7 protein-coding genes are annotated in these 5,749 nt (G+C 67.0%); 2 read left to right on the top strand and 5 right to left on the bottom strand.

What is annotated here, in order from left to right:
* On the bottom strand, positions 1 to 536 hold a 536-nt coding region (locus KBY78_RS15575; protein ID WP_255144400.1), incomplete at its 3' end, for an FAD-dependent oxidoreductase.
* A 129-nt stretch (positions 537 to 665) separates the two neighbouring features.
* On the opposite strand from KBY78_RS15575, the gene KBY78_RS15570 reads away from it, so the two are divergent.
* Positions 666 to 1,505, top strand: a complete 840-nt coding sequence (locus tag KBY78_RS15570; protein WP_255144399.1) for an Npun_R2479 family HD domain-containing metalloprotein — start codon at positions 666 to 668, stop codon at positions 1,503 to 1,505.
* A gap of 37 nt (positions 1,506 to 1,542) precedes the next feature.
* Here KBY78_RS15570 and KBY78_RS15565 read toward each other — a convergent pair whose 3' ends face one another.
* Together KBY78_RS15565 and KBY78_RS15560 are read right to left on the bottom strand one after the other, a co-directional pair.
* Entirely contained in the window at positions 1,543 to 2,283 is a 741-nt protein-coding gene (locus KBY78_RS15565) for an MBL fold metallo-hydrolase (protein WP_255144398.1), read from the bottom strand.
* Positions 2,284 to 2,319: 36 nt separating this feature from the next.
* Entirely contained in the window at positions 2,320 to 2,454 is a 135-nt protein-coding gene (locus KBY78_RS15560; RefSeq protein WP_006171090.1) for a hypothetical protein, read from the bottom strand.
* 122 nt (positions 2,455 to 2,576) lie between these two features.
* Between KBY78_RS15560 and KBY78_RS15555 the strand changes: the two genes are divergently transcribed.
* A complete protein-coding gene (locus tag KBY78_RS15555; protein WP_255144397.1) occupies positions 2,577 to 4,253 on the top strand; it encodes an NAD(P)/FAD-dependent oxidoreductase in 1,677 nt (558 codons plus the stop codon).
* Here the strand turns inward: KBY78_RS15555 and pgeF are convergent.
* Positions 4,213 to 5,025, bottom strand: coding sequence for a peptidoglycan editing factor PgeF (gene pgeF, locus KBY78_RS15550; RefSeq protein ID WP_255144396.1), 813 nt, complete (start codon positions 5,023 to 5,025; stop codon positions 4,213 to 4,215). The genes KBY78_RS15555 and pgeF overlap by 41 nt on opposite strands.
* Positions 5,026 to 5,037: 12 nt before the next feature.
* The coding region (locus KBY78_RS15545; protein ID WP_255144395.1) for a Tab2 family RNA-binding protein at positions 5,038 to 5,749 on the bottom strand (712 nt) is incomplete at its 5' end.

Genomic DNA, 5,749 nt, shown 5'->3' with positions numbered 1-5,749 from the left:
CAGCCCAGCTCCGCCCCGGGAAACGAGGGGCGGTGCGGGCGACCGCCCACGGCGATCAGCACGCGCTCGCCGCGCAGAAGGCGCCGGCTGCGATCTGAGCTGCCCTTGCCCTGGGCAACACCCACTTCAATGTGATGAGCATCGAGAAAACGGCCCCAGCCCTTCACCAGCTCCACCCCGGCGCTCTCGAGGAAACCGATGTGCAGCCCATTGAGGCGATCCACCTCGGCGCGCACCGCCGCCAGCAGCTGGGAGGTATCGCAGTGGGTCTGCCCCACGCTCCAGCCGTAGCTGGCCGCATCGGCCAGCAGATGCCGGTAGGCCGATCCATAAACCAGCAGTTTTTTGGGTACGCAACCCCGGATCACACAGGTGCCCCCGACCCGGTGCCCCTCGATCACGGCGACCCTGGCCCCATGGCTGGCGGCGCGCTTGGCGGCAGCCAGGCCCCCGGATCCGGCCCCGATCACCACCAGGTCGAAGCGGTCGTGATCAGCGACAGAAATGGCTTCAGGGCTGGTTGCTGGATCAGCGATGGTGGTCACGGTCAGAGCTGGTGCACTGCTGACAGGATGATCGATCGGTTGCCACGCAGTCCTCCCAGCCGCTCAGATGGTGGCAAACTTGGGGCGAAGATACAGGCGGGACTTCCTTCACCATTCGCGATGTTCAACGCCACACGGTTGATGATCGCCGACGTGCAGCAACGTCTGATCGCCACCTACCGATCCTCCTACGGCACGCTGAAGCGTGACTACGAGGAGATCATCTCCTGGGCGGCTTCAATGGCCCTGGAGAACATCGCCACAGGTGATGCCCTCTACCACGATGTCGAGCACACGATCCTGGTCACCCTGGTGGGCCAGAACATTCTCTACGGCAAGCACCTGCGCGAGGGCGGTATCACTCCGGATGACTGGCTGCATTTCACGATTTCACACCTCTGCCACGACATCGGCTACATCAAGGGAGTCTGCCGTGACGACAAAGATGGCCACTATGCCACTGGTGTCAACGGTGAATCAGTGAGGCTCAAGGAAGGTGCGACCTGTGCCGCCCTGACGCCACACCATATTGATCGCGGCAAGCTGTTCATCGAAGAGCGCTTCGGGGGGCATGGGCTGATCAATGCCGACACGATCAAACGCAACATCGAACTCACCCGCTTCCCGGTGCCCGCTTCAACCGATCACCAGTGCACCACCCACATGCCAGGCTTGGTGAGGGCCTCCGATCTGATCGGCCAGCTGAGCGATCCCCGCTACCTCAACAAGATTCCTGCTCTGTTCTGGGAGTTCGAGGAAACGGGAGTGAACAAGGCCCTGGGCTGTGAAAACCCCGGCCAGCTGCTCAAAGCCTATCCCACCTTCTACTGGGGCCAGGTTTTCCCCTATATCAAAAATGCCATTCCCTACCTGGAGCTGACCCAGGCCGGCAAGGATATTCTTGCCAATCTCTATGGCAACATCTTCATGGTGGAGCACGACCTGCTGGAGAGTCCATGAGCGGCCCTCGGAGCCAGCCAACTGGAGCCACAACGCCTCAGGCCGCCATCAGGTCGTAGCTCACCCCCGGCACCGGATCAATCAGGCGAGAGCCGCCCGTCACCACCCTGGCCGCCTCATCCAGGCTTCCCTTCTGCCAGAGGATGCGGGTCAGCGCTCCCTCGTAGCGCACCTCGCCACCGCTGGTGCTGGCCAGCACGACCCTGGGCTGAAAGCGTTCCAGCAGCTCGGGCAGCACCTGCATCCCCCTGACGAAGGCCCCCACCAGGGGCAGGCCCAGATCAAGCACCGGAGTGATCACCGCATCAACCGCCTGGGACGGGAGGTCAGCCGAGAGGAAACCGTGGGGTTCCACGTAGAGACTGCCCGCGGGATGCTGCAGCAGGTAACCGTTCTCCACCTGGGGCACAGGAGCGCCCGCGCTGGCCGTGATCGTCAGTTCTCCGTGATGCAACCGTTCGCCTGGAGAGAGGCTGTTCACCGCCTGAAAGCCCAGTTGGCGGACCTTGGTGGCAGCAGCTGCCGAGCCCACCACCGCCAGGCTGGGATCCAGCAGCGCCAAGGTCGCTGGATGGCAGTGGTCAGGAAGCCCCTGGGTGAGCAGGAGCAGATCCAGCCCTTCGGGCACCGGCCAGGGCTGTTGGAGCTCGGCCCGGAAAAACCAGGGTCCGGGAGGAAACTCCAGGGGACCCGTCAGCCAGGGATCAAGCAGGACGCGGTAGCCATCGAAATCAAGCAACCAGCCGTTGGCGCCGAAATAGGTGACCTGCAATGCCATGACGCCAGTGCTCAGAGTCGGCTGTGGAGCACGACCTTAGGCAGCGTTGAGGAGCAGTCGTGGTGGGCTTTCGCGGGTGCAGAGTCGCCAGAGCAGCACCCCCATGGCGCCGCCCCGGACCAGGCTGACAATGGCCAGGCCAACGCAGAGCGGGCAGTGGGCAAGACCCATGGAAGACGGTCTCTCAGACAACGGATTCGTCACCCCAGCCTGACAGCCCTAAGGCGCCTATGGGGGCTGGCTGCTGGAATACAAGGCCAAGCGACACTCCCACCCGGGACCAGGCAGGCATCGTGCTTCGGCTGAGCGAACTCAAGCTCCCCCTTGACCACACCGACGACGAGCTGCGCCAGGCGGTGCTGAAGCGACTTGGGCTCCCGGCCCGCAGTCTGCTGGGCCTCAAGCTGGTCAGGCGCAGCGTCGATGCCCGCAACAAGGACGCCATCCGTTTCAGCTACAGCCTCGATCTGGAGGTGGCCGATCCCAAGGCTCTGCTGCAGCGCTGGCGCAAGGACCCCCATCTGCGGCCGGCCCCCGACACCACCTATCGGTTCGTGGCTCAGCTGGAGCCTGGGGCGGCACAGCGGCCTGAACGCCCGATCGTGATCGGGGCCGGGCCCTGTGGCTATTTCGCCGCGCTCGTGCTCGCCCAGATGGGGCTGCGGCCCCTGCTGCTGGAGCGGGGCAAGCCCATCAAGGAGCGCACGGCCGACACCTTCGGCTTCTGGCGGGGCCAGAGGTCCTTCGATCCCGATTCCAACGTGCAATTCGGCGAGGGTGGGGCCGGCACCTTCTCCGACGGCAAGCTCTACAGCCAGGTGCGGGACCCCCGCCACCTGGGGCGAAAAGTGCTGGAGGAGCTGGTGGCCTGCGGGGCCAACGCCGAGATCCTCACGCTGCACCACCCCCACATCGGCACCTTCAAGCTGGCCACGGTGGTACGGGGACTACGCAGCCGTATCGAAGCCCTCGGAGGGGAGATCCGCTTCCGCAGCGAGGTCGTGCGCCTCGAGATCGAAGCGGCCCCTGAGGGGCAACGGGTCTGTGGCGTTGAGCTCGCCGATGGCTCCTTCCTCACGGCCCGCCATGTGGTGCTGGCGGTGGGCCACAGCGCCCGCGACACCTTCGCAAGCCTCCACCGCGACGGGGTGCTTCTGGAGCCCAAGCCCTTCTCGATCGGGGTACGCCTCGAGCATCCCCAGGCGTTGATCGATGCGGCCCGCTGGGGGCCCTGTGCCGGCCACCCACAGCTGGGGGCAGCGGAGTACAAGCTCGTGCATCACCTGGGCGATGGCCGCAGCGTCTACAGCTTCTGCATGTGCCCCGGCGGGCTGGTGGTGGCGGCCGCCTCCGAGCCCGGCCACCTGGTCACCAACGGCATGAGCCAGCACTCACGCAACGAGCGCAATGCCAACAGCGGCATCGTGGTGGGTCTGGAGCTGGAGGATCTGCTCCCCTACGGCAGGGGCCATGGCGACCCCCTCGCCGGAGTGGCCTTCCAACGCCACTGGGAAGCGAAGGCCTTCGCGCTCGGCGGCGGCACCTACCGGGCCCCCATCCAGCGGCTCGATGATTTCCTGGCGGGCCGAGGGGGGAGCCGGCCACCGGGCTCGATCCAGCCCTCCTACGCCCCCGGAACCACCCCCGCCGATCTGAGCGCCTGTCTGCCGGAGTTCGCGGTAGCCGCCCTGCGGGAAGCGATCCCGGCCTTCGAGCGCAGCATTCCCGGCTACGCCATGGGCGAAGCCCTGCTCACCGGGGTGGAAACACGCACCTCCTCGCCCGTTCGGATTCCTAGGGGGCCTGACCTTCAGAGCCTGAACACCCGCGGCCTCTACCCAGCCGGTGAGGGCGCCGGCTATGCCGGTGGGATTCTCTCCGCCGGCATCGATGGCATCCGGGTGGCGGAGGCGGTGGCCTCCAGCCTGCTCAGGCCTGGGCAACAATGCCGCTCCACTGCACCGCCTTGACCTGGTCGCGGCGCCAGGAGTGAAACAGGAGCGGCTCCGCCACTGTGCACAGGGGGCAGAGGCTCAGCTGCTCAGTCTCCAGACCGGCGTTGAGCAGCTGGGAACGGGCGGCCAGGCGGATGTCAAGGCGGTAGCGATCCCCCGGGGAGCCGGGCGAAGCATCGGGCTCCAGGGCTCCGGCCGCAGCCAGGCTGTCCACGGGATCGTCACCAGGGGTGCAACAGGCATGACCCACCTGCAGGGCCACATCCAGCTCCACCTGGTAGGCCTCACCACGCACGGCAGGGCCCAGGGCCACCAGCAGATCGGTGCGCTGGCTGCCTGAGCGCTCCAAAGCTTCGATCGCCGCCGGCAGGATGCCGGTGGCGACCCCGCGCCAGCCGGCATGGCACGCGGCCACAGAACCCCGTGCCCGATCGGCGATCAGCACCGGGGTGCAGTCGGCGCCGCAGACCCACAGCGACTGGCCACCGCCATCGCTGACCAGACCATCGCCCTCCGGCCAGGGATCAGCGGCCGCCTCGCTGGCGGCCAGCACCCGGGAACTGTGGATCTGGCGGGTGCGATGCACAGACACTCCGGCACTGATGGCGGCTGCCAGCTCCTGGGGACCGCGCCCACTCCACTGGCGGGTGAAGAACCCGTGCTCGAACTCCCCCAGCAGGTCGCACTGGAGGACATAGCCGCCATAGGTGCCCACCCAGGTCCAGCCGTCCAGGGCATTGAAGCCCCCATCAGGGCGATCGAAGGGCGGATCGACGGCTTCTGCCACGGAACTGGGGCCTCAGCAATCGGGCATGTCGCGCAGAAGCCAGAAGCCATCGAAGCGCTCGGATTGCGCCTCGCTCTGAACAGCAATGAACTGCAGACCAGCGGCGGCCTCGCGCGCGGCCGCAAAGGCTTCAGCAACCTCACTCGCCTCTTGCTCGGCCAGCGTCGCCAGCCGCCAGCGGTCTTCCAGGCCCGCTTCGAGCACCAGGCTGGTGCCCTCCATCTCCAGACGGGCCGGCTCGAGGCCGGCGATCCAGCCGGCGATCGCCAGAGAGCGGGTGCGGCTGAACAGGCGCAGGCCTGGCACCATCAGGTCGTCGGGAAGATCCGCAGGAAGGGGAAACAGGCCTTCGAACCCGATCTCCCACTCGGAGGCTTCGCGCAGAGCGCCGAGGGGCAACGAGACCCAGTCCCAGGAATCGCCCCGTGCCGCCTCCGGCAGGGGCAGGGGGAGGGAGCGCATCGGCTGAGGCGGCGGTGCCAGGGGACCGGCCATGTACCCCTCTTCGGCGGGGTAGACATCGCGTTCCCGTTCGCTCAGCCATTCGGCCAGGGCGTAACAGCGCCGGCTGGGGATGACCTCAAGGCCGATGGCCTCGGCGGCCCGCTGAACCATGGTGCGCATCGTGGCCCGCCAGCAGCGCAGCCGCCGCGGAACTCCCAGGCCCTGATCCGCCGCCGCAGACAGGGCTTCGTTGAGGGCGCCCTGGAGCCCAACCGAGCTG

Origin of the sequence: Synechococcus sp. EJ6-Ellesmere (assembly GCF_024345875.1) — a bacterium.
Taxonomy (GTDB): Bacteria; Cyanobacteriota; Cyanobacteriia; order PCC-6307; family Cyanobiaceae; genus Regnicoccus_A; species Regnicoccus_A antarcticus.
This window is presented reverse-complemented; position numbering and strand designations above follow the sequence as displayed.

What these genes read in the sequence shown, in the direction of transcription:
- KBY78_RS15570 (WP_255144399.1), top strand. Translation starts at nt 666, where the DNA reads ATGTTCAACGCCACACGGTTGATGATCGCCGACGTGCAGCAACGTCTG.
- KBY78_RS15560 (WP_006171090.1), bottom strand. Translation starts at nt 2,454, where the DNA reads ATGGGTCTTGCCCACTGCCCGCTCTGCGTTGGCCTGGCCATTGTCAGC.
- KBY78_RS15565 (WP_255144398.1), bottom strand. Translation starts at nt 2,283, where the DNA reads ATGGCATTGCAGGTCACCTATTTCGGCGCCAACGGCTGGTTGCTTGAT.